27 protein-coding genes and 1 tRNA gene are annotated in these 26,802 nt (G+C 58.5%); 13 read left to right on the top strand and 15 right to left on the bottom strand.

What is annotated here, in order from left to right; all coding sequences use genetic code 11:
• Window positions 1-15: 15 nt before the first annotated feature.
• The gene (locus BJP05_RS06885; RefSeq protein ID WP_070362772.1) at window positions 16-1,059 is read right to left on the bottom strand and encodes a DUF3800 domain-containing protein; all 1,044 of its coding nucleotides are present in this window, start codon (window positions 1,057-1,059) and stop codon (window positions 16-18) included.
• A gap of 355 nt (window positions 1,060-1,414) precedes the next feature.
• On the opposite strand from BJP05_RS06885, the gene BJP05_RS06880 reads away from it, so the two are divergent.
• From BJP05_RS06880 to BJP05_RS06865, 4 genes are all read left to right on the top strand, one after another.
• Window positions 1,415-2,047 carry a TetR/AcrR family transcriptional regulator gene (locus tag BJP05_RS06880; RefSeq protein ID WP_070362771.1) on the top strand — a complete coding sequence of 211 codons (633 nt, stop codon included), beginning with the start codon at window positions 1,415-1,417 and terminating at the stop codon, window positions 2,045-2,047.
• A gap of 47 nt (window positions 2,048-2,094) precedes the next feature.
• Complete coding sequence (mfd, locus tag BJP05_RS06875; protein WP_083433236.1) at window positions 2,095-5,679, top strand: transcription-repair coupling factor; 3,585 nt, start codon at window positions 2,095-2,097, stop codon at window positions 5,677-5,679.
• 74 nt (window positions 5,680-5,753) lie between these two features.
• Window positions 5,754-5,827, top strand: a tRNA-Leu gene (locus BJP05_RS06870).
• 98 nt (window positions 5,828-5,925) lie between these two features.
• Complete coding sequence (locus BJP05_RS06865; protein ID WP_141742270.1) at window positions 5,926-6,486, top strand: hypothetical protein; 561 nt, start codon at window positions 5,926-5,928, stop codon at window positions 6,484-6,486.
• A gap of 18 nt (window positions 6,487-6,504) precedes the next feature.
• Here BJP05_RS06865 and BJP05_RS06860 read toward each other — a convergent pair whose 3' ends face one another.
• Window positions 6,505-7,131: a class I SAM-dependent methyltransferase gene (locus tag BJP05_RS06860; protein WP_070362768.1), complete on the bottom strand. Its 627-nt coding sequence runs from the start codon at window positions 7,129-7,131 to the stop codon at window positions 6,505-6,507.
• Between the two features lie 8 nt (window positions 7,132-7,139).
• Window positions 7,140-9,197 carry an acyltransferase family protein gene (locus tag BJP05_RS06855; protein ID WP_070362767.1) on the bottom strand — a complete coding sequence of 686 codons (2,058 nt, stop codon included), beginning with the start codon at window positions 9,195-9,197 and terminating at the stop codon, window positions 7,140-7,142.
• A 205-nt stretch (window positions 9,198-9,402) separates the two neighbouring features.
• Here BJP05_RS06855 and BJP05_RS06850 point away from each other — a divergent pair, with 205 nt between their 5' ends.
• Complete coding sequence (locus BJP05_RS06850) at window positions 9,403-10,233, top strand: Bax inhibitor-1/YccA family protein (RefSeq protein WP_070362766.1); 831 nt, start codon at window positions 9,403-9,405, stop codon at window positions 10,231-10,233.
• 136 nt (window positions 10,234-10,369) lie between these two features.
• Here the strand turns inward: BJP05_RS06850 and BJP05_RS06845 are convergent, their stop codons facing one another.
• From BJP05_RS06845 to BJP05_RS06835, 3 genes are all read right to left on the bottom strand, one after another.
• Window positions 10,370-10,900 carry a hypothetical protein gene (locus BJP05_RS06845; RefSeq protein ID WP_070362765.1) on the bottom strand — a complete coding sequence of 177 codons (531 nt, stop codon included), beginning with the start codon at window positions 10,898-10,900 and terminating at the stop codon, window positions 10,370-10,372.
• A gap of 52 nt (window positions 10,901-10,952) precedes the next feature.
• Window positions 10,953-11,474 (bottom strand): transcription elongation factor GreA, encoded by a 522-nt coding sequence (gene greA / locus BJP05_RS06840; protein WP_070362764.1) that lies wholly within the window; start codon window positions 11,472-11,474, stop codon window positions 10,953-10,955.
• A 107-nt stretch (window positions 11,475-11,581) separates the two neighbouring features.
• A complete protein-coding gene (locus BJP05_RS06835; RefSeq protein ID WP_070362763.1) occupies window positions 11,582-12,046 on the bottom strand; it encodes a DUF4307 domain-containing protein in 465 nt (154 codons plus the stop codon).
• Between the two features lie 115 nt (window positions 12,047-12,161).
• Between BJP05_RS06835 and mca the strand changes: the two genes are divergently transcribed.
• From mca to BJP05_RS06820, 3 genes are read left to right on the top strand one after another with little or no spacing between them, the layout of a single operon-like run.
• Complete coding sequence (gene mca, locus BJP05_RS06830) at window positions 12,162-13,070, top strand: mycothiol conjugate amidase Mca (protein WP_070362762.1); 909 nt, start codon at window positions 12,162-12,164, stop codon at window positions 13,068-13,070.
• Window positions 13,071-13,100: 30 nt separating this feature from the next.
• Window positions 13,101-13,403: a hypothetical protein gene (locus BJP05_RS06825; RefSeq protein ID WP_141742271.1), complete on the top strand. Its 303-nt coding sequence runs from the start codon at window positions 13,101-13,103 to the stop codon at window positions 13,401-13,403.
• Between the two features lie 45 nt (window positions 13,404-13,448).
• Window positions 13,449-14,219, top strand: a complete 771-nt coding sequence (locus BJP05_RS06820; protein WP_070363549.1) for an isoprenyl transferase — start codon at window positions 13,449-13,451, stop codon at window positions 14,217-14,219.
• A gap of 14 nt (window positions 14,220-14,233) precedes the next feature.
• Here BJP05_RS06820 and coaA read toward each other — a convergent pair whose 3' ends face one another.
• Entirely contained in the window at window positions 14,234-15,169 is a 936-nt protein-coding gene (gene coaA, locus BJP05_RS06815; protein ID WP_070362761.1) for a type I pantothenate kinase, read from the bottom strand.
• A gap of 188 nt (window positions 15,170-15,357) precedes the next feature.
• Between coaA and glyA the strand changes: the two genes are divergently transcribed.
• Window positions 15,358-16,650, top strand: coding sequence for a serine hydroxymethyltransferase (glyA, locus tag BJP05_RS06810; protein ID WP_070363548.1), 1,293 nt, complete (start codon window positions 15,358-15,360; stop codon window positions 16,648-16,650).
• A gap of 3 nt (window positions 16,651-16,653) precedes the next feature.
• On the opposite strand, the gene BJP05_RS06805 is transcribed toward glyA, so the two are convergent.
• On the bottom strand, window positions 16,654-17,013 hold the full coding sequence (locus BJP05_RS06805) for a DUF5997 family protein (RefSeq protein WP_070362760.1): 360 nt from the start codon (window positions 17,011-17,013) through the stop codon (window positions 16,654-16,656).
• A gap of 23 nt (window positions 17,014-17,036) precedes the next feature.
• On the opposite strand from BJP05_RS06805, the gene BJP05_RS06800 reads away from it, so the two are divergent.
• The 3 genes from BJP05_RS06800 to BJP05_RS06790 all read left to right on the top strand — a co-directional run bounded on the left by BJP05_RS06800 (window position 17,037) and on the right by BJP05_RS06790 (window position 19,026).
• Window positions 17,037-17,747 (top strand): LysR family transcriptional regulator substrate-binding protein, encoded by a 711-nt coding sequence (locus tag BJP05_RS06800; RefSeq protein ID WP_070362759.1) that lies wholly within the window; start codon window positions 17,037-17,039, stop codon window positions 17,745-17,747.
• A gap of 49 nt (window positions 17,748-17,796) precedes the next feature.
• Window positions 17,797-18,405, top strand: a complete 609-nt coding sequence (locus BJP05_RS06795) for an LGFP repeat-containing protein (RefSeq protein WP_070362758.1) — start codon at window positions 17,797-17,799, stop codon at window positions 18,403-18,405.
• A 141-nt stretch (window positions 18,406-18,546) separates the two neighbouring features.
• Window positions 18,547-19,026 carry a GNAT family N-acetyltransferase gene (locus BJP05_RS06790; RefSeq protein WP_240492823.1) on the top strand — a complete coding sequence of 160 codons (480 nt, stop codon included), beginning with the start codon at window positions 18,547-18,549 and terminating at the stop codon, window positions 19,024-19,026.
• A 16-nt stretch (window positions 19,027-19,042) separates the two neighbouring features.
• Here the strand turns inward: BJP05_RS06790 and BJP05_RS06785 are convergent, their stop codons facing one another.
• The 5 genes from BJP05_RS06785 to glpX all read right to left on the bottom strand — a co-directional run bounded on the left by BJP05_RS06785 (window position 19,043) and on the right by glpX (window position 24,280).
• Window positions 19,043-20,581: an MDR family MFS transporter gene (locus BJP05_RS06785; protein ID WP_070362756.1), complete on the bottom strand. Its 1,539-nt coding sequence runs from the start codon at window positions 20,579-20,581 to the stop codon at window positions 19,043-19,045.
• Window positions 20,575-21,201 (bottom strand): TetR/AcrR family transcriptional regulator, encoded by a 627-nt coding sequence (locus BJP05_RS06780; RefSeq protein WP_168156188.1) that lies wholly within the window; start codon window positions 21,199-21,201, stop codon window positions 20,575-20,577. The genes BJP05_RS06785 and BJP05_RS06780 overlap by 7 nt, the downstream gene beginning before the upstream one ends.
• 41 nt (window positions 21,202-21,242) lie before the next feature.
• Complete coding sequence (locus tag BJP05_RS11145; protein ID WP_141742272.1) at window positions 21,243-21,758, bottom strand: hypothetical protein; 516 nt, start codon at window positions 21,756-21,758, stop codon at window positions 21,243-21,245.
• A 61-nt stretch (window positions 21,759-21,819) separates the two neighbouring features.
• The gene (locus BJP05_RS06775; RefSeq protein WP_070362754.1) at window positions 21,820-23,220 is read right to left on the bottom strand and encodes a class II fumarate hydratase; all 1,401 of its coding nucleotides are present in this window, start codon (window positions 23,218-23,220) and stop codon (window positions 21,820-21,822) included.
• 46 nt (window positions 23,221-23,266) lie between these two features.
• Window positions 23,267-24,280 carry a class II fructose-bisphosphatase gene (glpX, locus tag BJP05_RS06770; protein WP_070362753.1) on the bottom strand — a complete coding sequence of 338 codons (1,014 nt, stop codon included), beginning with the start codon at window positions 24,278-24,280 and terminating at the stop codon, window positions 23,267-23,269.
• Window positions 24,281-24,540: 260 nt separating this feature from the next.
• Here glpX and BJP05_RS06765 point away from each other — a divergent pair, with 260 nt between their 5' ends.
• Window positions 24,541-25,113, top strand: coding sequence for a DUF4245 domain-containing protein (locus BJP05_RS06765; protein ID WP_070362752.1), 573 nt, complete (start codon window positions 24,541-24,543; stop codon window positions 25,111-25,113).
• 16 nt (window positions 25,114-25,129) lie between these two features.
• Here BJP05_RS06765 and BJP05_RS06760 read toward each other — a convergent pair whose 3' ends face one another.
• Window positions 25,130-25,402, bottom strand: a complete 273-nt coding sequence (locus BJP05_RS06760) for an exodeoxyribonuclease VII small subunit (protein WP_070362751.1) — start codon at window positions 25,400-25,402, stop codon at window positions 25,130-25,132.
• Window positions 25,403-25,448: 46 nt separating this feature from the next.
• Window positions 25,449-26,711: an exodeoxyribonuclease VII large subunit gene (gene xseA / locus BJP05_RS06755; RefSeq protein WP_070362750.1), complete on the bottom strand. Its 1,263-nt coding sequence runs from the start codon at window positions 26,709-26,711 to the stop codon at window positions 25,449-25,451.
• Window positions 26,712-26,802 lie beyond the last annotated feature (91 nt).

Genomic DNA, 26,802 nt, shown 5'->3' with positions numbered 1-26,802 from the left:
GAAAAGGTTTAAGAATTACTTGGAAGCTTTGCCTCCGCGAATGGCGTCTAACTTCCGTTGTAAGTCAGGGGAACCTGCCGAGACGATGCGCTGCAGCATTTGTTGGTTGCCTTGCATACGGCGTTTGTTTCTGGCTTCGTGCTCCGCAGCGATTTCCCAAAACTTTGTCGTGTTTATTAGATGCTTTGGAGAGCACTTCAATGAGTGATCGGTTGAATTGCTCCAAATAATCGAGTTGCTGGAGGGCGAACAGCGCTTGAACACATCTCTACAGAGGTCGACCGACCAAGCAAATTGTGACCGTTCTGCGAAGTGGTAGTCTGTGAGCCGTCCGAGCAACGCACACGTCCAGTCAGCAAACTGGATAGTTCCGTATAAGTGACTGTCGGCCTGAATCGGAACTTCAATGATGCTGCGGTTATCTTTGTTGGTTTTGCTGTAAATAGTTTTGCCAAGTGTTGCGACCGCACGTTCACGGTTGTCCGTATCAGTTGCATCCATGATGACCAGCAGCTCTTCATTGGCTTTCGTCGCTATCCTGCCAAGCCTATTGATGGCTTGGATCAAACAATGTTCCTCGCGCTCTTGAGAAGTCTCTTTAGTGACGCTGACTGGGCCAATTGGCTTCTCTTGTCCAAAGAAGAAGAGTTGACCACCAAGATTTCCCAGTTTTCGGTACAGCCTCTTAGTCGCTGGGTTGATTTCATCCTTGTACTCGCGGATATTCGCGGTGGTAAAGAGTGCTGATCCCTTCTTTTCCCACCGTCTTGGATGCGCATTAGCTTGCGTAATTTCCCAGTCAAGAAGCTGTTCTTTTACGTACTCAAAATAGCCACCAAATTGCCGAACGCTGTGCGACGGTATCAAATACCCGGCATAACCAAATACTGGGTGTGTATTAAACTTTTTATGGTCATGTCGGATGTAGGGGCCCTGGTGTCCGAATTCATCGAGGTAGGCTATGAGCATGGCGGTTCCTTCGAGATAGCTCAGCGGCCAGAACAATGCTTTGCTCTGGCCGCCGGAATTAGCGCGGTACGCGTGTTTCAGCGCCGCCACTGCAATTTCACTATAGCTTTTCCGGTAAACGGAGTCAATCGTGCAGTTTCGTGACTACATTTTGACTACATAAACCCCCACAAACGCCCTCAAACGCCCCACAGTTCACCCCGCTGGAAAACGAAAAACACCCCCAACCCAGGCAAAGCGCCAGGTAGCGGGGGCAATAAAAAGCTTCCCCACCAGGACTCGAACCTAGAATGACGGTACCAAAAACCGTAGTGTTGCCGATTACACCATGGGGAACTGCTCGACCTAGTGTAACCGATACCCAATGAAATGTTAAAAAGTGTGATGAGCTGGCAGTTTGCGGGCTGTCGGGGTTGTGTCCGGGGTGGGCTCTAAGCTAGAACGCATGGCTCGGCAGCGAATGACAAGAACGCAGCGCAGGGACCAGTTGCTCGCAATTGGCCGTGCTGCCTTTGCAGAACGTGGATTTGATGGAATCTCCATGGAGGAGATTGCGCTGCGTGCAGATGTGTCGAAGCCCGTCGTGTACGAACACTTTGGCAGTAAGACCGGGTTGTACGACGCCGTCGTTTCGCAGGAGATGGCGCGGTTTGAGCGCACGATTGTCGAAGTGATCCAAAACGGACGCTGGCGAGAGCGCATTGATAATGGCGTGTTGGCGCTGCTGACGTACATCGATGAGGAAACTGATGGGTTTATCATCCTGGTGCACGGTAGGATCCTCGGACGTGAACGAACGTACTCGACAGTGCTGAACCGCGTGACTGCGGAGGTGTCCTACCTGCTTGAGCGTGCGTTTGAGCACCGCGGCCTCGATGCTTCGGTGGCGGCACTGTACGGGCAGGCGCTGGTTGGGACCGTGTCGAATACGGCGTTGTGGTGGTTGGACCAACGGGGCGTCGATACGCGGTTGGATAAGGCGACGGTCGCGGCGCACATTTCGAACCTGTGCTGGAACGGGTTGAGCGGGTTGGAGGCACAGCCCCGCATCATGACGAACGAAGTGGAGGAACAGTAGTGGAAGAACAGACAGCTCAGGCGCCTGCGTTGGGTGGTTTGCTCACTATGGCGCTTACCGACCCGAAGCTCAAGGGCTTGGTGGGCAACATCGGCGTCGACTCGCTGCATGTGACTGGAATTGATCAGGTGCGTTCGTGGGCTACGGGTGCGCTGGCTCGCCAGGTTCCGGTGCTGTTGGTGACCGCAACGAGCCACGAGGCGGAGGACCTGACTGCTGAACTGCAGGCGATGCTCGGTAAGGGCAAGGTCGCCAACTTCCCCGCTTTTGAGACGCTGCCTCACGAGAGGTTGTCGCCGGCGCCTGATGTCGTGGGTGCCCGTGCGAAGGTGCTGTGGGAGATGCCCCAGGTCATCGTCGCCTCGGCGCGCGCCTTCTGCCAGCCAGTGTTGCCCGCGGTGGAGCCGATTACAGTGAAAGTCGATACCGAGTGGGACTTCACGGAGCTGACCGAACAAGCCGTCAACTTCGCCTACGAGCACGTCGACATGGTGGCAAAGCGCGGGGAGTTCGCCACGCGCGGTGGCATCATCGATATCTTTCCGACCACCGCCGAGTACCCAGTGCGCCTCGAGTTCTGGGGCGACGAAGTCACCGACATCCGAAGCTTCGCCGTCGCCGACCAGCGCACCATCGAGGAGCTCACATCCGTCGAGCTTTTTCCGGCGCGCCAGTTAATTATCGACGCCAGCGTGGCTAAACGCGCCGATGAGCTTGCCCGCACGAACCCGTCGAATACCACGCTGGTGCAGCTGCTCACGCGGATCTCTGAGCACACCCACGCCGATGGGGAAGAGGTACTCATCCCGGTGCTCAGCGACGCGAAGTACTCGGTGCTGCCGGAGCTCATGCCGAAGGGCAGCATTGTGTTCGTCTCTGGGCCTGAAAAGGTGCGCACCCGTATCGCGGACCTCGAAGCCACGGACCAGGAATTCTTGGAAGCTGGGTGGGAGGCCGCGGCGATGGGTGCGGAGGGCCCGCTTGCTGTGGAGGGGCTGGACGTATCGGCGTCCTCGTTCCGTTCGTTCGAGTCGTTGGAAGTGTCGGCACGCAACGCGGGCAACGCGTGGTGGACATTCGCACCTCCAGGCATGTTTGCCGCCGATGATGCGATGACGCTGCCGCTGGAATTCGAGGCTGCACCCGCACCGAAGGGCGAGCCCAAAGCAATTGAGCAGCTCTACGCGACGTTGAAACTGCACGTGCAAACCAACGGGGGCAAGGTAGCGTTCGTGGCGCCAGCGAAGGGCACCGTTGAGCGCATGGCGGAGCGACTGAGGGAGCACGGTATCTCGGCGCGCATCGCCACCCCTGGGTTGGAACCCGTCGATGGCGCGGTCACGGTCTACCAGTCCCTTTCACATGCAGGTCTCGTGTTCCCCGGACCCAACCTCGTGGTAGTGACAGAAACCGACGTGACCGGCAACCGCGTCGGCGACATCGCTGGCGCGAAGCGGCGCCGCCCGCGGCGCCGGAACCGGGTGGACCCACTCGCGCTGACTCCCGGTGATTTTGTTGTGCATGACACGCATGGCATCGGCAAGTTCATCAAGATGGCCGAGCGCACCATCAAAACCGGTGACGAAGCCTCCCGGCGCGAGTACATCGTGTTGGAATACCAACCAGCTAAGCGCGGCCAGCCCGGCGATCAGCTCTGGGTGCCGATGGAATCCCTCGACCTGCTGAGCAAATACACCGGCGGCGAGAAGCCTTCGCTGTCCAAGATGGGCGGCTCCGACTGGAAGAACACCAAGCGCAAGGCGCGCGCCGCCGTACGTGAGATCGCCGGCGAACTCATTGAGCTTTACGCTAAGCGTCAGGCCGCGCCGGGCCACGCTTTCGGCCCAGACACGCCGTGGCAACACGAGATGGAGGACGCGTTCCCGTTCGTAGAAACGGAGGACCAGCTCGCTGCCATTGAGGCGGTCAAGGAGGACATGGAGAAGCCGACACCGATGGACCGCGTGATCGTCGGTGACGTGGGATTCGGAAAGACCGAGGTTGCTGTTCGCGCCGCGTTCAAGGCAGTGCAAGACGGACAGCAGGTGGCGGTGCTTGTGCCGACGACGCTTCTTGCCCAGCAGCATTACTCCACGTTCAACGAGCGCATGGACGGCTTCGGGGTCACCGTTCGCGAGCTGTCGCGCTTTACTTCAGCGAAGGAAGCTAAGGAGATTATGGCAGGGTTGGCGGATGGTTCCGTCGACGTTGTGATCGGCACACACCGTCTGCTGCAGACGGGCGTGTTCTGGAAGCAGCTTGGCCTCATCATTGTGGATGAGGAGCAGCGCTTCGGCGTAGAGCACAAGGAGCACATCAAGGCCCTGAAGAGTCACGTCGACGTGCTCACGATGACCGCGACGCCAATCCCGCGGACCCTGGAGATGAGCCTGACGGGCATCCGCGAGATGACCTCGATCACGACTCCTCCGGAGGACCGCCACCCGGTGCTGACCTACGTTGGCCCGCAGGAAGAGAAGCAGGTTGCGGCAGCTATTCGACGCGAACTGCTCCGCGACGGCCAGGTGTTTTATATCCACAACCGCGTTTCCGATATTGAGAAGACGGCGCGCTCCCTGCGGCAACTCGTACCCGAGGCCCGCGTCGTGGTCGCGCATGGGCAGATGGGTGAGCAGCAGCTTGAGCAGACAGTCCAAGGGTTTTGGAACCGCGAATTCGACGTGCTTGTCTGCACCACCATCGTGGAGACCGGCCTGGACATCGCCAACGCTAACACCCTGATCGTGGAGAACGCGCAGAACATGGGTCTGAGCCAGCTGCACCAGCTGCGCGGGCGCGTCGGGCGTTCCCGCGAACGCGGCTACGCGTACTTCCTGTACCCGAAAGAGAAGACACTCACCGAAACGTCCTACGACCGACTTGCGACCATCGCACAGAACAACGACCTCGGCGCCGGCATTGCTGTCGCGCAGAAGGACCTGGAGATGCGCGGTGCCGGCAACGTGCTCGGCGCGGAGCAGTCCGGCCACATTGCAGGTGTTGGCTTCGACATGTACGTCCGGCTGGTCGGGGAGGCCGTCGAAACGTACAAGGCGCTCATGACCGGCGAAGTCGTCGACGCGACAGACCAGGGCCCGAAGGAGATCCGAGTGGATCTGCCTGTCGACGCCCACATCCCCGAAAGCTACATCAACGCCGAGCGCCTGCGCCTGGACGTGTACCGAAAACTTGCCGAGGCCCGCGATGAGCAGGACCTGCGCAAGGTTGCCGAGGAAATGATCGACCGCTTCGGACCACTTCCGACCGAGGTCTTGCGCCTCTTCGCGGTTGCACGCGTGCGCCACTTGGCTCGAACTGCTGGAATCTCGGATATCTTGACTCAAGGCACGAGGATCAAGTTCCACCCCGTGGAGTTGCCAGACTCGAAGCAAGTCAGGTTGAAGCGCCTGTACTCGGGAGCGAATTACCGTGCTGCGGCAAAGACACTGCAGGTACCAATGCCACGTGAAGGCAAAGGCATCAACCAGCCAAACCTGCGCGACATGGAGCTGCTGCAGTGGGTCGCCGACTTCATCGCGGACATTTTCGATGCCGAGAAGATCTCCGTTACTGGTGAGTCCGATGGCGACGGTGGCAGGAAAAAGAAACGCATCATCAGTGTGAGCCAGTAGCGGTTTCTACCGGGCTTTGTCCGGTGGTGCCTATTGGGAGTTTTCCCGGTGCTGCCTGTACTATGGGCCCGTGCGCCCCTATAGCCCAATCGGCAGAGGCAGTTGACTTAAAATCAATTCAGTGTGGGTTCGAGTCCCACTGGGGGCACAACGCAACGTCCCGCATACCTACAGGTAGCGGGACCTTTTGTGTTCCTATCGGCTATGCTGTGGGCACCCCTTTTCTCCGAAGACCTTGAGGAAGCAATGAAGCAATACGCAGCAGTCGGGATGATCGCAGTCGCTTGTTTGGGCGTTGTGGGTTGTTCCGGTGACAGTGGTTCGAGCTCCAGCAGCAACGATGCAGCCCCGGCCACGATCACCCAAACAATCACCACCACAGATTCACACGCGGAGGACACCGCCGCCCCAACCAGCGCCTCCGAGGATACCGAGACTCATACATTTTCAACGCGCCACTCCATCAACACTGGTCAAGTAGGAGGGGAGTGTGGCACCACTGAGTTCGGCGACCGAATCAAGGCGGGACCCGCAACATCGTGCGAATTTGCAGCTGAGATCTTCGACGTCGCCTACGCCGCAACCTGGCGCTACGTAGCGGCGAACCCCAACGTGAACGCGGTGCCGCGGGCTGATATCTCGGTGACGAGTCCCGTCACCGGCGAAACCTACCCGATGGTGTGCAAGATGGGCAGCGATGGCCGTGACATGTGGTGCGATCACCCCGAAGACGAGAACAACTCGGTGCACTTCTACACGTCTGGCGGTAGCCAACGGATGGCGAATCGCGTCAACCTTGTTCAGTAAGGTCGGGCCAGCGAACTATTAGAGTAGGTTCGTTAACGAGCGAACGGCCTGCTCATCAACCTTTGGCTTTTGCAACACAGCAACCAAGAACCCGGACTGCTCCGTGAACGGCTCCAAGTCCCAGCTCGCAAACTGGTGCTGTGGCTGGAACCCGACTTCGTGGCACATGGTGAGGAAGTCGTCGAACTCCCATCCGCGCCCACGCCCGAAGCCGACGACGAACCGTCCGCCCGGACGTAGCGTTCGGAAGATGTTCTCAAGCGCGGGCCTGCGACCGTCGACGGCGAGGAACCCCATCACGTTGCCTGCCGAGACCGCAATATCGATATCGCGGACCTCGATCGGATCGGCGGAAAGGTCGCCAACTACCCAAGTTGCTTCGGGGAAGTCTTGCTTCGCGTACCCGATCAGCACCGGGTCGATGTCCACACCGAAGACGATATGTCCACGCTTTGCCAGATAGCCGCCAAGGCGACCAGTCCCGCACCCTGCATCGAGGATGCGGGAGTGGCGGGCGGAGAGGGCGTCGATAAGCCGGGCCTCCCCGTCGATATCTTTGCCCTGTTGCACGAAGTTGCGCCACCGCTGGGCGTAATTCTCGGAGTGGTCAGGGTTTGCAGCGACAATTTCTTTCCAAGTGGCCATGCCCAAAACTATAGCTTCGGCCCCTTGGAAGTCACCTCCGCGTCCGTTGGGATGGCGTCTACCGGGATATCCTTCGGGAACGCGTGAGCAAGTGCGGCAGCAAAGTGCTTGCCACGGATGTCATTGCCGGTGGCGTTGTAGTGCACCTCGTCGCCTGCGAGGAACCAATCCAAGTTGGAGCGCGCCTCGCTCGCCCAGTCGTAGACGACTACGTCTCGACGCTCCTTCGCAACCTTGCGCAATGCAACATTGAACTCGTCCATGTTCTCGTTGGCGTAGTAGCCATTCGACGGGTTACCCGTTGCGGCTGTCGGCCACATCACGCGGTAGCCCTCCAACAGGTCAAGCATCTTGCGGATGTTTGCCTCCAACTCACCCGTGGGGTCGTAGCCGTAGGAGCGGGCAGCGTCTGCGTTGGCGGCGTCGTTCACGCCGGTGGCGATGACCCAGCAGGTGCCATCGTCAGCTGCACCCTGGGCGAGCAGTTGCTGCACGGACTCAATCGCAGACGGGTAGTTCTCTCCGTTGCCGTTGAATCCCTGATTCGTCGCGCGAGCGCCAAACACGCTCGTATCTACCTCGCTTGCGCCAGCGTCCAAGTATCGGTCAATCGCAGTGACCGCGCCTTCAGGAAGCTGGTTGATATCGAACATGCCAATCGAGGTGGAATCGCCGACGTGGATGACCTTCTCGCAGCTCATCTTCACGTCCGAAGGCTGGTCCTCCCATGAAGCTTTCTCAGAGGCGGACGTCGTCAAGCTTTCCTCAGTTTCCTTGGCTTTGTCCTTTCCCTCGCGATGGTCGCGCGTGCCTCCGCGTTGCGCATCCTGAGGCAGGGACATGGTGGTGTTCGGCTTCGAGGTATCCATGGCGAACACAGCCGGGATGCCTATTGCAATGATTGCGGCGAGCGTAATCGTCGAACCAAGCGTGATCGGGCGGAGTGCCTCCAACGGGTGTGCGCGGAATTGCTTCAGGGGCCCGAACACGCCATTGCGACGGATTGGGTTCTCAAACATGGTCCAGCTCAGCGCAGCAAGTGCAGTCGAAAGCACAAACACGAGGATGGAGGACCACACGCGGTGATCCTGCAACCACGCATCCGGCATGAAGTAAATCACCGGCATGTGCCACAGGTAAATACCGTAGGAGCGTTCGCCGATCCAGCGAAGCGGCTCCCAGCTGAAAATGGTCGTCCAGGGGCCGCGCGCCCCAATGACTGAGTAGATAGCAGCAACTGACGCAAGGTTCAGAAGCAGGATCCCACCCTTGTACAAGAACATGTTTTCCTGCGCGACGAGCATGCTCAGCGCGAAGATGCCGCCGAAGCCGAGGGTGCCAACAACGGTGCTCAGAACAGGGGAGGAACCAATGTTCTTACCGGCGTGCTTCCGTGAGGAAACCACGATTGCTAAGACCGCGCCGAGGAGCAGCCCGCCCGCGCGGGTATCGGTGCCCTCGTAGACGCGAGTCGCGTCGATAGAAGGATCAGCGAGCACCCACATCCAGATAAAGGAAGCTCCGGCGAGCACCGTGGTCACGACGGCGACAATCCACCCACGACGGAACACCCTCAGCAGCACCCACAGCAACAGCGGCCACAAGAGATAAAATTGTTCCTCGATCGCCAGTGACCACATATGGTCCAGCGGACCGGGGCCATTGAACTGATCGAAGTACGATGAACCGACGGCGATGTTATGCCAGTTGTTCACGTAGAAAATGGAGCTCAACGCTTCAAACGAGCGGTCACGAAGGTTGCCCGCATCGAACGCGACGGAAAGAATCACGACTGCCAACACTGTGGTCAGCATCGCAGGTATGAGACGGCGGAAACGCCTGACCCAAAACGTCTTCAGGTGCAGCGAGTTATCCCGGTAGTGCCCACGCATGAGGTTAAGCGTGATCAAGTACCCCGAGAGGGTGAAGAACACGCCCACGCCTAGCAGGCCACCGCTGAACCCAGGGAGGTTGAGGTGGTACGCGATAACCAGCATGACCGCTAGCGTTCGGATCCCGTCGAGGGCGGGGACATAGCGGTGAGAACCTGATATTGGGGGCGGCATGGGATGGCGACCTTCCTGGAGTGCGACAAACGTACAGAAGTATAGCGCTGCCAGAAAGATGGACATGAATTGTGGTGCAGATTGCTGCAGAGGCCACGCTCAGTGGCGTGATCCGGACAAATTCTTTGGGCGCATGGAACTAAAACAACACCCAGTGCGTTGGAGTAGGTGAACGATTGTTCTCAAAAGAAAGGATCAGGGGTCCGTGAGTAGCAACAACCCTGTATTGAAAACTCTGCAGGGAGTAGATTCCCAACGTGGCACTGGGTACCAGGGGTACGGTGCCGCGAACCCGTACGAGCAAGCACCCATGGGTGCATCGGCGGGCACCGTGTCTGAGGACCGTCCAATGACGGTTGACGACGTTGTCACTAAAACCGGCATTACCCTTGCCGTAATTGTCGCCTTTGCAGTAATTAACTTCGGACTGTACCTCGGTGGGTACGGCTCCATTGCCAGCATTCTGACGCTGGTCGGTGCCGTCGCCGGTTTCGTCCTCGTGATGATTCACGCATTTGGCAAAAAGTACGGTTCCCCAGTTATTACCCTGGCGTACGCGGCTGCTGAGGGCCTGTTCCTTGGTGGGTTCTCATTCGCCATCACCGGGCAGTTCAGTGTCGCCGGCGCGGACGCAGGCGCGTTAATCTTCCAGGCGATCTTGGGCACCTTCGGTGTCTTCGCGGGCATGCTTGTGGTCTATCGCACCGGTGCCATTCGCGTTACCCCGCGGTTTAATCGGATCCTCACCGCAGCCATTTTCGGCGTGCTCATCCTGGTTGTCGGCAACCTCTTGTTGAGCATCTTTACAGGCATGAATCCGCTTCGCGGTGGTGGCACCATCGCCATCGTGTTTAGCCTGGTCTGCATCGTGCTGGGCGCACTTGCGTTCCTGCAGGACTTTGACGTCGCCGATAAGTTGGTGCGCATGGGCGCCCCATCGCAGGCGGCCTGGGGCGTTGCACTTGGCCTGGCAGTGACTCTGGTGTGGCTCTACACCGAGATCCTGCGCCTGCTGTCTTACTTCCAACAGCGATAGCGCACGCGCTCACTGCAATAAATACCCGGCCCCACGACTGTGAGGCCGGGTATTTTTGTCTAGTTGCGCTCAAAAGCGCCCCGGCCAACAACATCGCTGGGCCGGGGCAGGGAGCTAATTGCTGTATTCAGCGTACTTAGCGTGCACCCTCAGGGTTGATAGACGTGCCGTCAACGGTGATGGTTTTAAACACGAGCACACCATCTACGATGTCTGGGTTGCCCAGGACAACCTGCACATCTTCGATTTCGCGGTTCGGATTGACCGTGGTGCGGGTAGCGGTGCCCTGCGCGAGCTGCTCAGACCAGGTATCCCACACGATGTCCTGGAGGAAATCGTTCTGGTCGCTGCAGTTGAGAGTCAGCGAAGCTGGACGCTCAAGGCCGACGCTGCCGCAGTTATTGACCAGTGGGGTCTTGTCCGAAGCACCCATAGCGGTGACAGTCTCGGTGACTGCAGCCTCAGAGGTAGCGCCTGCTGCATCGGTTACGTTCGTCGGGGTTGCCTTCGCGCGCTCACCAGGAAGCGAAGTTGGGTCCTGGCTTTGTGCCGTATCAACCTTCAGGTCCGACGGGTTTTGGTGTGGTGGGTGGCAGGCAGTCAAGCCCACAGCACCGAGTGCGACCACGCTGGTGAGTACTAGCTTGCGGGAAAAGAACTTATTCACAGGAATTCCTTCAATGTCAGCGATCACGGATAACGCCGATGGCGTAGACAGGCTACTTCGCCCGTGGCGTGGAAGCCTTAACAGAATCATACGGTTCTGCGGAGACGATTGTTACCGAAATCTCTCGGCCATTTGGGGCGTTGTAGGTGCGGGTTTCACCCTCGGAAGCACCGACTACGGCTGCGCCGAGCGGAGAGTTCTCCGAGTAGGTCTCCAGGTCCTCGTTGTCCGTCGAAGCCGCGCGGGTACCGATCAGGAACGTTTCCTTATCATTTTCGTCATTGTTGTAGTAGACGTGCACGACGGAACCTACGTGGGCTACACCCTCGACGATGCCGGAGCGCTCCGTGGTGGAGTTAGCCAGCAGTTCGGAAATCTGCTTAATGCGAGCTTCTTCCTGGTCCTGCTGCTCACGCGCGGCGTCGTAGCCAGCGTTTTCCTTGAGGTCGCCTTCTTCACGGCGTTCGTTAATTTCGGCTGCGATGACAGGGCGATTGTCGATGAGCTGCTGAAGCTCAGCTTCAAGCTTGGCCTTCATCTCCGGGGTGATGTACTGCTGCTGAGTTTGCGCCATCAGGTAAAAACCTTCCCTATATATGTCAAACGAGCCCGCCGGTTGGCGGGCAACTTTACCAGGCGGATAATAGCACAGCTGCCGCGCAGGTGGTGCACTGGTGAGGCTTAGCGGGCGTCGTAAAAGGTGCTGGTGGGGTCCATGTAGAACGGCAGATTGTCCGAGCAGCCGTAGACACGTCCTGAGACTGCCGGCTCGCGCACCGGTAGTTCGACGGCGACCCGCTCGAGCTCCTGCCCGCCTGCGGGGAGTACTACTTCTCGACGCCCAACTTCGGCATGCGCGTAGTTGACCGCAGTGACGATGCAGTACGAAGGGGCCTCGACGTCTTTGCGTGATACATCGATCCACATGCGTGTGGTGTTGTCGTCAACAGCTTCGAGCGAGATGAAATCCGCAGTGACGGTGCGGGACTCCTGCTTCTTGAAGTAGTCAAAGACACTGTAAAGCAGCACGACGACGAGGCCGATGGCGATCAGCGCGACGATCCGGCCAGCGGCGTTGCTGCGTTTCGTGGCTGTCGGGGTGGTGCTGGAGCCGTATCGGGATGTTGGGCGACTGGGAGAAGTCACGGTTACCTACCTCGCTGAATGACGCTGGATGACGCTGTAGCTGCAATCCGTTCCAATGGTACTAAGATGGCGCGAAGTTACGGAATCAGGCCCCGAAGAAGTTCTAGGAGGAATAGTGGCCGGCTTGCGCTTGATGGCGATCCACGCACACCCAGACGACGAGTCCTCTAAAGGTGCAGCAACGATGGCAAAATACGCATCGGAGGGGAACCGGGTGCTCGTCGTCACATGTACTGACGGGCGACGAGGCGACATCTTGAACCCTGCGATGGATCGGCCGGGCGTGCTGGAGAACATCCTCGAGGTCCGGGAGCAGGAGATGGCGGAGGCCGCGGCGGCCCTCGGCGTGGAACATCAGTGGATGGGGTACGAAGACTCGGGTCTGCCACAAGGCGACCCGCTGCCCCCGCTGCCGGAAGGCTCGTTCGCGACCCAAGACCCGGAGGCAGTGACGGCGCATCTCGTCGAGTCGATTCGAGAGTTCAGGCCGCATGTCATCATTACCTACGACGAAAACGGTGGCTACCCGCACCCCGACCACTTGATGGTCCACGAAATCTCGATGCTGGCCTGGGACAAGGCGGGAGATCCATCCTTTGCTCCTGAAGCAGGGCAGGCGTGGACGCCATTGAAGCTGTACTACAGCCATGGATTTATCCTGCAGCGGATGCGTCTTCTGCAGGACCGCTTGTACGCGCAGGGAAAGAAGAGCCCGTACGAGCTGATGATTCAGCGGTGGGAAGAAAACAAAGCGGATGTGATGAGTCGCGTGACCACAAGGGTGGAGTGCGCGGAGTACTTCCCCCAGCGTGCAGCAGCGCTGACGGCACATGCGACACAGATTGATCCGGCGGGCGCGTTTTTGGCGAGCCCAGTTGAGGACCAGCAGGAGGTATGGCCGACAGAAGAGTTTGAGTTGGCCAGAACTCGCGTAGCATCAACGTTGCCGGAAGATGATCTCTTCGCCGGTATTGACCCGAAGACCGCGGACGCGCTCGCTGAAGGTTTCGGGCAAGAGCGCTAACATTTTCAGCACAAGGAAGACGAAATACACATGATGACGACAGCACACGCAGCGATTATCAACACCTCTGCTTACTTGGTGGCGCAGGCGCCGAAGGAAAACCCGGTGGGGCCTGACTTTGGCAAGGCTTCGCCATTCGGCCTGTTGCTGTTGGTGATGCTGGCTGTGGTCATTTTGTCTCTGGGGTTTGCGTTCCATCGCCGGTACTCGCGGTTCCGCCGTCGCAGCCTCTTCGCTGAGAAGCACGGAATCGACCCGTTTGACCAGGAGGCGCTGGATAAGGCCATGGCGGAGGCGGGTGTGCTTGATCGCCGGAAGAAGCGTTGGATCTAAGGCATCTAACATACATACCGTTGATTGGTGAGTAAGGTTGGGTCCGTGAGTAGCCTCCAAAAAATTCTGTATCCGCTGTATGAAGCGCGCCTGAAGCGTGAGCTGAAGGGCAAGAAACGCCCGAAGCACATCGCGGTCATGGCGGACGGCAACCGACGGTGGGCCCGTGAGGCTGGGTTCACCGATGTTTCTCATGGCCACCGGGTGGGTGGGGCGAAGATCGGCGAACTTGTGCGGTGGTCGGCGGAAATGGACGTGGACGTCGTTACGATCTACCTGTTATCAACGGAGAATTTGCAACGGACTTCGGAAGAAGTTGAGCTGCTGTTCGACATTATTTCCGAGGTGATCGAGGACCTTGCGACGCAGTCTTACTCCTGCAAGGTTCGGCTCGTAGGGCACCTGGAGCTCTTGCCGGATGAGGTTGCAGAAAGGATGCGCCGATCTGCCGACACCACCACAGGTAAAGCTGGCCTGACCGTCAACATTGCGGTGGGGTACGGCGGCAGGCAAGAAATTGTCGACGCCGTTCGCAGCCTCATTAGCGACGCCGCTGCCAGCGGCTGCAGCGTGGACGAACTGGTCAACGCAGTGACCGTCGAGTCCGTGTCGCAGCACCTGTACACCTCAGGTCAGCCCGATCCAGACTTAGTGATCCGGACGTCGGGGGAGCAGCGCCTCTCCGGCTTCCTACTGTGGCAGGCGGCGTACTCCGAGATCTGGTTTACGGACACGTACTGGCCCGCGTTCCGCAAGATTGACTTCCTTCGCGCGTTGCGCGAGTACTCGCAGCGCTCCCGTCGCTTCGGCAAGTAGGCAGCTACCTGGCGCTACATTTTGCGCATGCGGACCCACTGCACTGAATGGTCGGCGCCTTTGCGTAGCACGAGCGAGGCACGGATACGGGTGGGGGCAATGTTTTCCACTAGGTTCGGCAGGTTGATGGACTGCCAAATATCGCGTGCCTTGTGACGGGCCTGCGCCTCATCGATGTCGGCATAGTGCGCAAAGTGCGCGCCGGGCTCTCGAAACGCGGTGTTGCGAAGCTTCATGAAGCGGTCGATGTACCAGCGTTCAATATCGGTGGTGAGGGCGTCGACATAAATTGAGAAGTCGAAGAGGTCGGACACCATGAGGGTCGGGCCGGTTTGGAGGACGTTGAGCCCTTCGAGAATGATGATGTCCGGCTGGCGGACCTCAATGAACTCGCCTGGGATGATGTCGTAGGCGAAGTGAGAATATATCGGCGCTTTGACCAGTGGTTGACCCGACTTGACCTCGGTGACAAAGCGCATGAGGTCGCGCCGGTTGTAGGATTCCGGGAATCCTTTGCGGTCCATCAGGTTGCGCTCTTTGAGCACTTTGCTGGGATAGAGGAACCCGTCGGTGGTGATGAGGTCCACTCGAGGATGAGAGTCCCAACGCTGTAGCAACACCTGCAGTACACGGGCAGTCGTTGACTTGCCGACGGCCACCGACCCCGCAATCCCGATAATGAATGGCACGTGGCCTGGGTCATCACCGATAAACGTCTCTGTAGCCTTCGTAAGTTTTTGTCTGGCCCGTACCTGGAGGTGAATCAGGCGAGAGATCGGAAGGTAAATGTCTTCAACTTCCTGCATATCGAGGTTCTCGCCGATACCACTGAGCTTGGCTACTTCGTCCTCCGTCAAGACTTGTGGCATTTGCGCACGTCGGTGCCGCCAATCGTCGCGGTGAAAGTCCAAATAAGGGCTCGAATCCGAAGTGCGGGGAGATTTCGCCATGCGTAACATTGTTACATTTGTTGTTTCGTGCCGGGGAACTCAGGTACAGATACTTCTGAAGTTCCTGAATAAAGTGGACTTCTTTCGTAGCGCTGATGCTTATACTGCATAGCAGTGCCAGGCGTAGGTGTGCCTGGGCATGAGCTATAACATGATTGACTGTCTGATCTTGAAAGGACCCGGTGCACGTGTCTGAAGACCTCCGCTACCAGGATCTCGCTACTTTTGACCCCGAAGTTCACGAAGCGATCGTTCAGGAGCTGTCGCGCCAGCGAAACACGCTGGAGATGATTGCCTCCGAGAACTTCGTTCCGCGAGCAGTGCTGCAAGCACAGGGTTCGGTGTTTACAAACAAATATGCCGAAGGCTACCCAGGTCGTCGCTACTACGGTGGCTGCGAGCACGCCGACGTCGTTGAAGACCTGGCGCGCGACCGCGCGAAGGAGCTCTTCGGCGCGAAATACGCGAACGTGCAACCACACTCCGGTGCGCAGGCGAATGCGGCTGTGTTGATGGCGCTGTGCGAGCCGGGCGACACCATCTTGGGCCTCAGCCTCGCTCACGGTGGCCACCTGACGCACGGTATGAAGATCAACTTCTCCGGCAAGCTGTACAACGTCGCTGCGTACAAGGTTGAAAAAGACACGTGCACCATCGACATGGAGAAGCTGCGTGAACAGGCGCGCGAGGTCAAGCCGAAGGTGATCATCGCGGGTTGGTCCGCGTACCCTCGCCACGAGGACTTTGCTGAGTTCCGCTCGATCGCAGACGAGGTTGGTGCGTACTTGTGGGTCGATATGGCGCACTTCGCTGGCTTGGTCGCTGCTGGTCTGCACCCGTCGCCGGTGCCTCATGCACACGTTGTGTCCTCCACGGTGCACAAGACCATTGGTGGACCACGCTCCGGCTTCATCCTGACCAACGATCTCGAGCTGCACAAGAAACTCAACTCCGCAGTGTTCCCAGGCCAGCAGGGTGGCCCGCTGGTGCACGTGATCGCTGCGAAGGCTACCGCCTTCAAGCTCGCCGCGACGGAGGCTTTCCGTAACCGCCAGGAGCGCACGCTCGAGGGCGCAAAGATTCTCGCCGAGCGCTTGACCCAGCCAGACGCCAAGGAAGCCGGCATCGACGTCGTCTCCGGCGGCACCGATGTCCACCTTGTGCTAGTGGACCTGCGTAACTCCGCGATGGATGGCCAGCAGGCAGAGGATTTGCTGCATAAGGCTGGCATTACGGTGAACCGCAACGCCGTTCCTTTCGATCCGCGTCCGCCAGCCGTGACGTCGGGGCTGCGTATTGGCACCCCGGCGCTGGCGACCCGCGGCTTCGGCAAGGAAGAGTTTGAGGAAGTTGCGGAAATTATCGCCGAGGCGCTTATCCAGGGTGAGAACGCCGACGTCGACGCCCTGCACGCCCGCGTAGACGCGCTGGCGGAGCGGTTCCCGCTCTACCCGGGCCTCGAAGATTGGAAGATGCTCTAAGAGCTACTGCTGCTGCTCGGCCTGGCGCTGCTCTGAATGAGTGGTGCGGGCCGAGCTCAACCATTCCGGCTGGTTTTTCAACAGCTCGTTGATCTCCTCAGTGGTGAGCGGCTTGTCCATGTCGTTTGCTTTGAGTGCGGTGATTGAGATCCCGAGTTTGCGCGCCACCTCGGGGCGGGGGTGTGGCCCATTGCGGCGCAGTTCCTGCAGCCACTCTGGGGGATTGTTCTGTAATTCGCGCAGTTGCGCGTGCGTCACGGCATTGTCTTGGAACTCCTGCGGCGTCGCTGGCAGGTAGATCCCGAGTTTCTTCGCGGCGGTCGCGGCCTTCATCGCGGTTCCGGATGGCTTCTGTGTAGTCATACACCAAACGGTAGCATTGTGCCATGCTATCGCTTGCTTTCGTCACCGGCACAGAGCCAGGGAAGTGGTTTAAACGCTTCGCACAGTCCACACCGCACTCGCTCGATACGCAAGGTGTCGACGACCCCTTCGCTGATCTCCTGGACGAGACGACTTCTACATCGCTGGCGCTGATGCGCCTGCCCGATGACCGTATTACCGATGAATTTCACGTGGTCCGTCTCTATACCGAGGCTCCCGGCGTTGCCGTGCCCAAGGACTCTTTGTTTGCAGAGCTTGGGGAGCGCGTCGATTACGCGGACCTCGAAGGCGAAATCATCAACTGGGTCTACCAGCCGGAGGCGTCACTTGAAGAGCTTCGTGGTGCATTGCAGGTCGTTGCGGCAAACGTTGGCGTGGCATTGGCCCCGTTGCCGTTGTTGAAGGTGCTCTCGAAGAAACAGATCGCGTGTTTGGAAGTTTGGCACGCTCCGCTGGTTGAAACTGAGATTGCATTGGTGTGGCGGAAAGCCGACGACGGTGACGAGATCCAGGACTTTGTGGGCGTCGCAAAAGGGCGCACCGCTCGCTCGTCGAGGGGGAGTGAGCCGACTGCTGGGACGAGGCGGCGCAAACAGGTGTCAGACTCCCGTGCTGCGCAGGGCAAACGCTTATATACGAAACGTGGGAAAAAGCGCAAGGGTGCGGCCGGGAAAACACCCCGAACGGGGGTGAAACGGAGGCGGCGAAAGTGAAATTTGCATAATGGAAACCAGACAAATTCAACAACGAAAGGAAATTTTGATGAATTACAAGAAGGTTTTTACTTCCGCCGTTGCTGCTACCGCTCTGGCCGCAGGCTTGGTTGCTTGCTCTGACGGAGAGGGCGCCGATAGCACTGCTACCACCGCTGCGGATGGTGCTTCCGGCACCGCAACGGTGACCAACATCGAGACAGCTACAGAGGCAGCCGAGACGGAGACTGCTGCTGAGACCGCCACCGACGCTAATGGTGCAGAGGGCTCTACGGAGTCTGTCTCCTTGACTACCGCAGACGGTGAAGAGGTCAAGGTTCCAACCGGTCTGGTCCAGGCAATCGGCCAGTACGCTGACTCGGAGTGGGGCGAGCCGATGAAGGTTACGGAGCACGATGGCAGCTGGATCGTTGACTTTGACAATGACCACCACGTCGCCTGGAATGAAAACACCGGTGGCGCTCCGATCTGGGGCCAAATTGCTAACGTGTGGCTGACGAATGAAGGCGTTATGGACAAGGTTGGCTTCCCAACCGCAGCCGAGACCCCACTTCCAAATGAATCTGGCTGGTTCCAGGAGTTCGAGCACGGCACCATCGAGTGGACTCGTGAAAACAACGACACCGGCGCGTTCGCTGCAAACATCATCGAGAAGTAATTTGTAGCTCTACAACGGCTTTTGTCCCCGTTGGTTGCACGATGTGTGACCAATGGGGACAATGTTTTTTATGACCAAAAAGGGTTTACCATTCGACCAATCCGGCCAGAAGACTACCCGCAGGTGCGTAGCATCTACGAGATGGGTCTGAGTACCGGAAACGCAACTTACGAGACGCGCGGCTTGACATGGGAGCAGTTTTCCAGGGCGAAGATCATGGAAACGGTGTTTGTTGCCGTTGATGAACACGATGACTCGCGTGTGCTCGGATGGGTAGCTGCGGCGAAGGCGTCGTCGAGAAGCGTGTTCCATGGAGTAGTTGAAGACTCCATCTACGTGCATCCGGATGCGCGCGGCATGGGGGTATCCGGTGCGCTGCTAGACAAGCTCATCGCGACGTGCATCGAACTTGATAAGTGGTCGATTCACTCGTGGATCTTCCCGGAAAACGAAGGATCGGCAGGGCTGCACAAGTCGCGCGGGTTTGAGAAAGTTGGCACCTTCCATCACATGGCGAAAATGTCCTACGGTGAGCGGGAAGGCCAGTGGCGTGACTCGGACATCTACGAGCTGCTGTTGCCGAAGCCGGGAGAAAAGAAACCAGGCAAAAGCCAGGTCTAGTCACGCCTCATCGTTCCTAGTCCAGCGTCTCTTTCAGCGGGTCCTCCCGGACCGGGAAGAGCAGCACCAACGCAACGGCGGCCAATGGGACCATCAGTAAGAACACTGGGGTCAGGCCGTCGTTGTAACTATTAAGGACGGCGTCGCGCAGTACGTCAGGCAGTTGTGCAACCGCGTGCGGGGTGAGGGAGTTGTGCCCACCGGCGCTCGAGAATTGCTCGGCGTAAGGGGCTGCCTCGCTAGGGGCCATCGAGGCCAATGCTTTTGGCAGGCGTTCCGCGAGCTCCTCCGTCATATTGTGAATGAACAGCGAACCAATAAGCGACGCACCGATCGCGGAGCCGATCTGTCGGAAGAAGTTGTTCGTCGCTGTTGCAGTACCGACCATTGCTAGTGGGAACGAGTTCTGGACAATAAGTACCAGTACCTGCATGACTAAGCCGAGTCCGAACCCAAAAATGAACATGTAGATACCCAGCGTGGTCAGCGGTGTGGACACTTCGAGCTGCGAGAAGAGGAAGAGTCCGACCGAAACGATGGCCATACCGATGATCGGGTAGACCTTGTAGCGGCCCGTTTTCGCGATAATGAACCCCACGGTAGTGCCAGTGCCCAAGATGCCGATGACCATTGGCAGCATCATCAGCCCCGCGTTCGTTGGCGTGAGTTCGTGCACCATCTGCAGGTAGGTAGGCAGGTAAGCAAGCGCACCGGTCATAGCCAGTCCCAGCACGGTTCCGGAGGCCGTCGTCAAGACCATGTTGCGATTGCGGAACAAGTGCATGGGGATGAGCGGGTTCGGTACGCGCAGCTCAACGAAGACGAACAGCGCTGCAGCGACAACCGCAAGCGAGGAAATACCCAAAATGATAGGCGAGGACCACTCATACTGAGTGCCACCCCACGTTGTGGTCAAAATAAGAGAAGTCGTGGCAACCGCCATGAGCACGGTGCCCAGCCAGTCGATGCTCTGTGCTGACCGCGACCCCTTGCGTAGGTGGAGCACGATTGTGCAGACCGTCATCGCGAGAAGCCCCAGCGGGATGTTCATCCAAAGGCCCCAACGCCAGCCGGGGCCATCCGTAAACCAGCCGCCCAACACGGGGCCAAGCACGGAAGAAACGCCGAATACTGCCCCCATCACACCCATGTACTTGCCACGGCTACGAGCTGGAACCACCTCCGCGATGATTGCCTGGGAGTTGACCATCATGCCGCCAGCGCCAAAGCCTTGGACGGCGCGCCCGATAATGAGCAGCTGCATTGACTGTGCAAGCCCACCCAAGGTGGAACCAATGACGAACAGGCCAATCGAGCCAATATAAGGCCACTTGCGTCCGACCCTGTCACCGAGCTTGCCATTAATTGGCATCGCGATTGTCATCGTGACCAGGAACGACGAAATCACCCAGCTCATGTGATCTACGCCACCAAGCTCACCGACAATCGTCGGCAGGGCAGTGGAGAAAATCATCTGGCCCAATGAGCTCATCAGCATCGTGATGAGTAGCGCTCCAAAGATCAGGCCAACGTGTGGCTTAGTGTTGTTTACCACTGCAACTCCTTTGCATACTTCGTGACGACGGCAGCTACGCTACGAGCCTGCTCCTTCGGCGAACCCTCCTCTTGGAAATGAAGGCTTCGCGCATAAAGCACAAGCGTTGTCCGAAAAAGTTCCACAACGATTCGGGCTTCTGCCTCTATGGTGACATCTAGACGGCGGTCTTCGGGGTGGCTCGCAAAATGCTCACGCACAGCCTGCTCGAGGTGTCGTAGCGTATCGCGTTTGCGGGCCAGCATCGCGTTTGCCAACGATGGGTTGTCCTGCATGAGCCGCTGGATTCGGCAGGCATCCTCGGCTCGATCTTCGGCACCTGATTCTTCCATTGCATCGATTACCAGGGACAACATGTTCGTGGACGACTCATCAGCAATGCGTGCAAAGCTCTCGCTGGTGAACTCGAGAGGGAAGCGACCAAGCACAGCGTCATCTTTTGAGTCCATGTAGTTGAAGAACGTCCGCCGTGAAATGCCTGCACCTTGGCAGATCTCCTCGACTGTGACATTGTCATAGCCGTCGCGTGCCACAAGCGATGCAGCTGTATCGAAGATTCGCTGCCGTGTTTCGCGGCGCTTTCGCTGCCGGAGACCTTCTGACTGATCGGGAAAATTCACGGAGTGCAATCTTACACTCCGTGCAAAAATATCAAAGAAACCTATTCAACCAGGAGCGATAGTGAGCCTTCCACGTTTGGAGAGCTATCACCGCGGCGCTCGAAAAACTGTGCCTCAACGATTCCCGGCTCCGGGCTGGAGAAGCTCCAGAAACCATCATCAGTAGTTGGAGGGCACTGTTTCGTCAGAGCGGAAGCACTGCCATCATGCGCGATAAGCGCCACGCAACCGCTCAGAGGATAGCTGACCATCCCTTGTCCTTCATGGAGGGAGAACACCGCCGGCCACGCCGCTACGGCAGCATCAGGGCTGTGCGATTGGAGGGTGCCTTGGAATGTTCCAGAGGGGGCGTCGTCACGCACTTGCGGAGCTTCAGGAAACGCAGTCACCGTCACAACTGTAGGCACCCCGTTAGGCTCCGGCTTTGGCTGAGCGGACCAGTACGCTGCGGCGAGCGCTATCCCGATAAGCGAGACCACCAGAGCTAAGACACCGCCAATAACCCATGGCTTATTTGAGCCCCCAGCTGTACGAAGCTGCGAAAAAGAATCAGACATAAAAATCATCCCTGGTCGTGCTCATGAACATGGGCAGTAGCAGGGATGATTGTAGCGAAGACTAGTTGCGTTCGGTATGAGCCATCGACAGGACGTTCAAACGCTTGTCGAGCTCCTCCTCAGTCAACGTTTCGCCGTCCACGAAGCCGAGGTCAATCACAGCCTGGCGGATCGTGATGCCCTCCTTCACCGCATGCTTTGCCACTTTCGCAGCGTTCTCGTAGCCGATTGCACTGTTCAGAGGGGTGACGATTGATGGTGAAGACTCCGCGAGCTGCTTCATGCGGGCCTCGTTCGCCTCGATACCGTCAACCAAGCGGGTAGCGAACTGTCGAGAGACGTTCGCCAGCAGGCGAGCGGACGCCAGCACGTTGCGCGCCATCATCGGGATGAACACGTTGAGCTCGAACTGGCCTTGCGAGCCGCCGAATGCCACTGCGGCATCGTTGCCGATCACCTGGGCTGAGACCTGGGTTGCCGCCTCGCACAGGACAGGGTTCACCTTGCCAGGCATGATCGACGAGCCTGGCTGCAGATCTGGGAGGTGAATCTCCGCGAACCCTGCGAGTGGGCCTGAACCCATCAGACGGATGTCATTTGCAATCTTGTACAACGAGACTGCAACAGTGCGCATCGCACCGGAGAATTCCACCAGAGCGTCGCGTGCGGCCTGGGCCTCGAAGTGGTTCTTTGCCTCCGACAGCTGTGTCAGTCCGGTGAGCTTCACCAGCTCTGCGGTCACCTTTGCGCCAAAGTCTGCTGGGGTGTTGATGCCGGTGCCAACCGCGGTGCCGCCAATGGCGAGCTCGCCGAGGCGGCCAACAGTTGCCTCAACGCGCTCGATGCCGAGCTCGATCTGACGCGCGTAGCCGGAGAACTCCTGACCAAGCGTGAGCGGGGTCGCGTCCATCAGGTGAGTGCGGCCCGACTTCACTACCTCGTGCCATTGCTCAGCCTTCGCAGCCAGTGACTTCTGCAGCACCTGCAGGGCCGGGACCAGCACTTCGACGGCAGCTTCGGTGGCAGCAATGTGCGTTGCAGTTGGGAAGGTGTCGTTCGAGGACTGTCCCATGTTGACGTGGTCGTTCGGGTGGACTTCCACGCCGTTTGCGTGCGCGATCGAAGCAATGACCTCATTAGTGTTCATGTTCGAGGAAGTGCCAGAACCCGTCTGGAAAACGTCAATTGGGAACTGGTCGTTGTGCTTGCCGTCTGCGATTTCCTTCGCCGCAGCGATGATCGCGTCAGCCTTTTCCGCATCGAGCTTGCCCGAATCCTTGTTGACCTGCGCACACGCGGCCTTGAGGAGCCCAAGGGCGCGGATCTGCTGGTTCTCGAGGCCCCGGCCAGAGATCGGGAAGTTCTCTACAGCACGTTGAGTTTGAGCACGCCACAGTGCATCAACAGGTACTTTGACCTCACCCATGGTGTCGTGCTCGATACGGTACTGCTTATCGGCCATTCAATCTTTCCTTTACTTGATACTTACAGAAAATCGACGCTTTGAATTACTTGATCGGGCCGGAGTAATCGATCACCGAGTACTCCTGAAGCTTCGGCAGCTGGTGGAGGGACTCCACGTAGCGGACGGTGCCAGACTTCGAGCGCATTACCAACGAACGGGTGGTAGCGCCATTCTTACGGTAGGAGACGCCGCGCAGCATGTCGCCGTTGGTGACACCGGTAGCCGCGAAGTAGCAGTTATCGGAGGCCACCAAGTCGTCGAGGCCAAGCACACGGTCGAGATCGTGGCCCGCTGCCAGCACGCGTTCGCGCTCTTCATCGGACTGCGGTGCGAGCTGGCCCTGGATCTCACCACCAAGGCACTTCAATGCACACGCCGTGATAACCCCCTCCGGTGTGCCACCGATGCCCATCGCCATGTCAATGGAGTTGGTGTTCTGGGCAGCAGCGATGGCACCAGCAACGTCTCCGTCCATAATGAAACGTACCTTGGCACCAGCCTTGCGAATCTCCGCAACCAGCTTGTTGTGACGTGGGCGGTCGAGTACCACCACAGTCACGTTACCAACGCCGACTCCCTTGGCTTCTGCCACTGCCTTAATGTTGAACTCGACGGACTTCGTAATATCGATGACCCCGACAGCCTCAGGGCCGACTGCAATCTTGTTCATGTAGAACGCGTCCTGCGGGTTGAACATGGAACCACGGTCGGCAGCCGCGATAACCGAAATAGCATTCGGGCGACCTTCCGCCATCAGGCGCGTGCCGTCGACTGGGTCAACCGCCAGATCAACCTGTGCGCCAAAACCGTTGCCGACACTTTCGCCGTTAAACAACATCGGCGCCTCGTCCTTTTCGCCCTCGCCAATGACGATGACGCCGTCCATCGTGACGGAGTTGATCATCTTGCGCATGGCGTCGACTGCGGCGCCGTCACCTTCATTTTTCATCCCGCGACCTACCCAGCGGCCAGAGGCAAGCGCAGCAGCCTCGGTAACGCGCACGAGCTCCATTGCAAGGTTACGGTCAGGGAAGTTTTCAGAAGTTTGTTCAGACATGAAACAGTGCCCTCCTGCGGCAAACTAGTTTTAGTTGTGACAACATCGACATCATGCCGCGTTGCAAAGCCATACCACTGCGGTCTGGCACACCTCTATCATGGCACTTTTGCCAGACATGAACCGTCGTTTCTACACCTAAAATAGGGCAATGCTGCGAATAGTGGTGTCTGAACTGGGGACTTCCTGCGTAAAAAGCCAACGCGCGGGGGTAAAAGACAAATTCGGGGGTATCAGGAATCCATGTCATACTGGAGCGCGTGGCTCAAGAAAACAAACCTCGCATTTTCCAAGACGGCAGAGACATGCTCATCAACGTCATCTTGATCGTGGTCGTCATGATCATTGCCGTTGGTGCGACCGGGCTGTGCACGTTCAATCCCGGTAAGCCCGAAAATGGGCCTGTGCAAGAAGTCGATGCGAAGACGTTCCTTGGCCTTGAGGCTCGCGGAGTCGATTTTCCGGTGCGCTACCCTCAAATGCCAACAGGTTGGGTGACGAACTCCGCGCGGCGAAGCATGATCGCTCAGCAGCCAGCTCCAGTCGTAGGGTGGGTCACGCCCGATGGTGGCTTCATCCAGCTGACGCAAACGGGTGCGGACAGCAAAACGGTCCAGTCCGAGGTCGACGGAAAGCAGCGCACGCTTGACCGCCAGGACACGATCGATGGCCACAGCATTGAGATATTCAAGGGTACCGAGGCGAAAACTCGCCCACTGTGGGTTATCGATGCTGGCGACGCACGATTCGCCGTCACAGGTGCCGGAACAGACGCCGAGTTTGAGGAACTGATACGTACTGCGCTCGCGACCGAGCCGCTGTCAGCGCAGTAGACGCCGTGGCAGCAGGCTATTCCGACTGTGGTGTTTGCTCAGTCGCGTCGCGCTGCTGAATAGCGGCCTCGACACGTTTTGATGCTCCCTCGAGTAGCTGCTCGCAGCGCTTCGCGAGCCCCTCGCCGTACTCCCAATACTTCAGTGATTCGTCAAGGCTCATTTGCCCGAGCTCGAGGACCCTCACTGTTTCTACGAGTTGCTGCCTAGCTTGCTCGAACGAAAGCGTTGCGGGGTCGGGGAATGCGGCGTCGGTGGGTTGGCCATTGCCATACGTGTTTTCGGACATGGATTGTCTCCTTGATGCTAGATGCTAGTGAAATTGCTGTGTGGATTTAATCGGCGGGGGTGGTCCCCATTGCTGCTGCGGTGATGGAACCGTCCGCGACGCGGATGCGCAGCTGCGATCCGGGGGGTGATTGTTCGATGCTGGTGACAACCTCAGGATCGGAATGGTCGCGGGGGAGGACTTGTACTACGGAATATCCGCGCGCGAGAGTTGCTGCTGGCCCTAACGCCGAAACTTGTGAGCGGAGCGCAGCGACCTGCTGCGTTTCTCGCGCCAACAGGTGGCTGATCTCTCGTCGCATCGAAGCAACCTGCTGTGAGACCTCTTCGCTTCGACGCTCAATTGCCAGTAACGGGTTCTGCATCACCGGACGCGAGCGCCAGTACTGGATCTCTTCCGATTTGGTGGAAACCCAGGTGCGCAGCGCCTGCGCGCTGCGTGCGCGCGCCTCAGACAGAAACGCAAGCTCCTGGGTGGCATCGATGACGACGCGTTTAGCGGCGTCGGTTGGAGTGGCCGCGCGTAAGTCAGCGACGTTGTCGAGCACCGGGTTGTCTGGTTCGTGCCCAATGGCGGATACCACCGGCGTTCCCGCCGCAGCCACAGCGCGCTGCAGCGCCTCCTCAGAAAACGGAAGGAGGTCCTCGACCGAGCCTCCGCCACGGGCAATGATGATGACCTCAACATTGGGGTCCGCGTCAAGCGTCTGCAGGGCCTGAATGACCTCAGGCACCGCGTTCGGTCCCTGTACCGCGGTGTTGATCACGCGGAATTGGACCGCGGGCCAACGGCTCTGCGCCACGGAAAGCACGTCGCGCTCGGCGGCTGAGCCGCGACCAGTAATGAGGCCAATCGTGTTCGGGAGCAGGGGAATCGGCCGTTTGCGGGCGCGGTCAAAGAGACCCTCACTTGCAAGCTGTTTCCGAAGCTGCTCAATCTTCGCGAGCAATTCACCGATACCGACGTGGCGAATCTGCGTCGTCCACATCGAAAAGGAGCCGCGGCCCTCGTAGAAGGCCGGCTTGCCGTAGATGACGACGCGGTCACCGTCCTTTGGTGGCGTCGGCAAGCTCCTTAAGTAGTCCGAGGAAACCGTAAGCTGCACGCTCGTTTCCTGCTGCGTGTCGCGGAGGGTGAGATAGGAGAATTTCCAGCTCGGCTTGTAATTCACCTGCGTGAGCTGGCCTTCAACCCACAAGTGGCCCAGACGGTTAATCCACCCCTTGACCGACTTATTCAACTTTGCCACTGGCCATGGCTGTTCAGGGCTACTTGGTGAGGCTGAACGCTCACCTTGTGCTTGTGTCAACACCGCTCCTTTCCCAGCGTGTCGATGGAATACGCTGTCATTGTTTCATAGATAGATCACCACAAGAATGTGTACCTACTGTTTTAGACGT

Source organism: Corynebacterium sp. NML98-0116, from assembly GCF_001767255.1.
GTDB classification, from domain to species: domain Bacteria; phylum Actinomycetota; class Actinomycetes; order Mycobacteriales; family Mycobacteriaceae; genus Corynebacterium; species Corynebacterium pseudogenitalium.
Note: the sequence above shows the minus strand (reverse complement) of the source record. Positions and strands in the feature narration are given on the sequence as shown.